Origin of the sequence: uncultured Microscilla sp., assembly GCF_947493425.1 — a bacterium.
Classification (GTDB): Bacteria; Bacteroidota; Bacteroidia; order Cytophagales; family Microscillaceae; genus Microscilla.
This window is the reverse complement of record NZ_CANLRP010000323.1, coordinates 1-3,983: the sequence shown is the minus strand read 5'-3', so window position 1 is coordinate 3,983 and position 3,983 is coordinate 1. Positions and strand designations below refer to the sequence as shown.

General features: G+C 39.4%; 1 protein-coding gene. It reads right to left on the bottom strand.

Annotation, left to right across the window (positions count from 1 at the left end; translation table 11 throughout):
- Window positions 1-251: 251 nt before the first annotated feature.
- A complete protein-coding gene (locus Q0954_RS33135; protein ID WP_299466088.1) occupies window positions 252-2,738 on the bottom strand; it encodes a TonB-dependent receptor in 2,487 nt (828 codons plus the stop codon).
- Between the last annotated feature and the right edge of the window lie 1,245 nt (window positions 2,739-3,983).

The following is a 3,983-nucleotide window of genomic DNA, read 5'->3' as shown; positions in this document are numbered from 1 at the left end:
CTTGAAAGTTTTGCAACCCTAAAGTAAATAGTTTGAGTACATTTTCTCTCCTAAACACCTTTTAAAACACTTTCTTAGAATCTTTAGGAGAATATACCCCTGAAAAACCATATTTCCGCCTCGGGCAGTGTTTCCACGCCCGATCGAAACCTTGTGCTTGCAAGCTTCAGAGAGGTTTCTCACTTTTTATAAGAAAGTCCTACTTTTTTGACCAAACTACTGTCAAAAAAGGGGGGGGGATTAGTGCTTACTTAAAAATTATAGTGAATCGAAAATAAGGTTCTGCGGGGCGGTTGTGGCAACCAAAAGTAACCAAACGAGTTAAAATAGGTGCGCTCATCAGTTAGGTTTTCAATATTGAACCGCAACAGTAGCTTTTTGTATTGATAACCCACCATCAAAGACATCTTCGTGTTGGCAAAATGGGTTTGGCCTTCGCTGTTATCTTTATCTCCAAAATACTGCGCCTGATAAAACACTCCATAACCAAGCGAAAGACCTTTTAGAATTCTCGAAAACTTATAATTAGCCCATAACCCAAGGCTATGGTTAGGGGCATTTTCTAACTCATTACCTTTTTTGAAGATAACATCATCAAGCAGGGAAGTTTGTAAATAAGTATAATTACCTGAAACATTTAATTCATCGGTGATTTTCCCGTTAAAATCAAGTTCCACCCCCTGGCTTCGTTGTGCATTTGAAATATACAAGATATGTCCATCTATGGAAACTTCGGCAGGGTCATAGCTTACCCCCCTTTCGTCGGCCAGGGTAGCTAAAATAAAACTGGGCTGGTTTTCTTTTCTGAGCGAAAAAGCCGCCAGCGTTATGCCCAGCTTTTCATTCAAAAGATTGGCTTTCACACCAGCCTCAAATTGTCTACCTAAGGTTGGATCTAAAAACTCCGTAGGTTTGTATCTGTGTCGGCCGTTTACCTCAAAACTCTCCGCATAAGAAGCATAAACCGAAATATTTGGTTGTATCTTAAAAACCATCCCTAACCTCGGAATAACCGGATTATCTGTCACGTTTAAATAGTCATCTGGTCTTTCTGATTCATTGTCATAGTCTCTATCTCTTTTAAACCAGTTAAAGCGTACGCCCAACAAAAAGTGCAGTTTATCATTAAACAACATCAGTTGCTCTTGAATATTTAAACCAGTTCTTGTCAAAACATCCTTATAAGCGCTTGGTGTGGCGTTTAACTCTAGAATGTTATTCATAATTGATGGATCTGGATTGTTGAAAGACCCAATAGAATTAGGAAAACGCTCATAAGTAATTCTATCGGTTGAATACGTATAATCAAAACCTACAAATACACTGTGGTTGATGCTTCCTGTTTTGAAGCTGTAATTTAATTCCAGCAGGTTAGCATAGCTATTTAGTGCATTAAATGTGGCAGAATTGCCAAACTCTATGATGGGTTCGTTTAGTACAATATCCTGATTGTTATTTACCAGCGTAACATCCAAAGCCTGTAATGAAGGATGGTTGGCCGGGTCATTACTATTGATCCCAAAACTACTTAATGCCACGGTATCTCCTACACTGTGTACCCAGTTTTGCCATATACCTCGATTAAGACGCGGAACAGATTGGTATTGATTGGTAAGTCTAATCTGAAGGTTGGCAAGTGGCTTCAACTCCAGCGTAGAAACCAGGCTTGTTTCGGTAAACTCATTACGGGCGGCGGGGTTTCCATAAAAGCGATTATATGGGATAGAACGTGCCTCTTCGAGGGTTACACTTGGCACAAAAATACCAGGGTCCTCCACACTCTTATCTTGTCTAAATATCCCCTCTACTGTCCAATTCACCTTGTTGTTGGGTCTATACAAAAATGACGGATTAAGCATAATATATTCATTCGTGACTCTGTCGCGGTAACTATTTGCTTTTTCATAAGTAGCATTTAAGCGCATGGCCATCTTTCCATCAGTATCCAGTTTTTTGTTAAAATCCAAAGAAGGTCTCACCAAGCCCCAGGAACCCATAGTTAAACGCAAATTGGTAAAATCAGTCAATTGGGGTTTTTTGGTTACAAAGTTGATAACTCCTCCTGGCGACACATCTCCATACAACACTGAGGCGGGCCCTTTCAAAACCTGTACTTCCTCAATATGATCAGAAAAGTGATTCCCTTCGTTCATAATAAGCAGACCATTTCGTCTGTAATTGGCATCGGTTAATAAAAAACCTCTGGACGACACCGCAAGTCTTCGGGAACCATTGCCCCAAGCAGCCGTATTTTGAATTCCACTTATGTTTCTAAAAACCTCTCTCAGGTTAATGATTTGTTGTTGCTGGATTGTTTGTTTATCAATGACTTGTACTGCCATAGGTATATCCAACAGCTCCAGATTTGTTCTGGTAGCAGAAACAATCTTCTTACGTTGTCCATAAACGGCTATTTCATCCAGGTTATATGTAGCTTCCTGCAGCGAAATATCTACCCTGGTTTTTTCATTTGCTTTTACACTTACAGGCAATCGTTGTTCTCCAAAGCCCACCTTTGTAACCATCAAGGTGTAATTACCCACAGGTATATTTTCCAGAGAATAATTACCGTTGGCGTCAGAGGTAGTCCCAAGTGACGTTTCTGCCAATAATAAGTGGACTCCCGACTGCGGTTTATTCGCCTTATCTTTTATGGTTCCGAAAATGCTACCCGTTTGGCCAAACCCAATTTGAGTTATGAACAGGAAAACTAATATGAAAGTAATATTGGATCGCATAAATTACAATATGTTTTATGATTGGATTAATAGATTGAATAATGAATAGTGTCACTCAAATACTGGCAGATTTTGATTTCTCTAGTACAGAATGAGTGATTGATAAAAGTCTGTTAAGCCAGCCAGGAGAGCATATTAAAAGCAGGTGGATACAATAAAACTACCTGCGGAATGTTTGTAGAATTTATAAGCTAGTGAGTGATGCCACGGTTCTTCGAGGAAACAGAGGTGCATAGGAACCAACAATGGATCTTTGGCAAGTTTCAACATTGGACAAATTTTGAATGTTGAGTTGATACCCCATCATCACGTCAAAGCGGGCAAAAACCTCTATGGTATTTGCCTCCGAAGCCCGTGTTTAAAAATATAAGTCACCATATCCCATTATTTGTGTAAGTGGGACAAATAGTTTTTTCATTCGGAAAAGACACACTTCTCCGCTTTATTACAGCATTAAAAAAATAAATAGAATGGGTATGTAACGATGAGTAGCTATTCTTAAAACCCAAGTAGCCTAGGTTGAAAATGCGAAGCGAAGGTATAGAATTAATTTTAAATATGCAACATTGTTGTAAAAACAACAGTGTTGCTTTTTTTAGCCCGCTCTTGTTGCCTCATTTAGAATGTAAAATAAGTGCTCAGGGTTTTTAGTATGCAAGGTCAGTTTTCCCTTTATTTTCAGTCGTTTACCACCAGGCAGAATACCTTTGGGGCTGTTTGCTTCCACTATAGATTCGGGGCTCGCCGCTCCACAAAAAAACATTGCTGAATAGGGAAATACAACCAGGGTTTTCTTATAAAAGAATATTTAGGAGAATATACCCCGAAAAACCATATTTCCGCCTCGCCTGCTCTTCCGAATCAAGTTCGGAACAGGCGAGCTTATCCTCAGAGTGTCTCCACGCCTGATCGAGACCTTGTGTTTTGCAAGCTTCAGAGAGGTTTCTCACTTTTTATAAGAAAGCCCTGGTATTTGTGATGCATAGAACTGTCAATTTTGAGAAATTAAACCTGACAAGTCTGGTAATTAAAAAATAGAGGTGTATGATTAGGCGCGCATCAGTGGGAAGGTGATCTGCTTACCTACTTTCGTTTCTGTAGGAGCGCCACTTGCGATTTAATATTGACCTGCGTTCAATAATAGGATCACTTGCCTGACACTAAGTTATTTCCTTCTGTACAATATTAAGTGATGGTACTCCAGTATATCTCCCATTTCTGGTTTATCTCAAGTGATTTAAGGAT

Coding starts and splice junctions, on each gene's coding strand:
- Q0954_RS33135 (WP_299466088.1), bottom strand. CDS start 2,738: ATGCGATCCAATATTACTTTCATATTAGTTTTCCTGTTCATAACTCAA.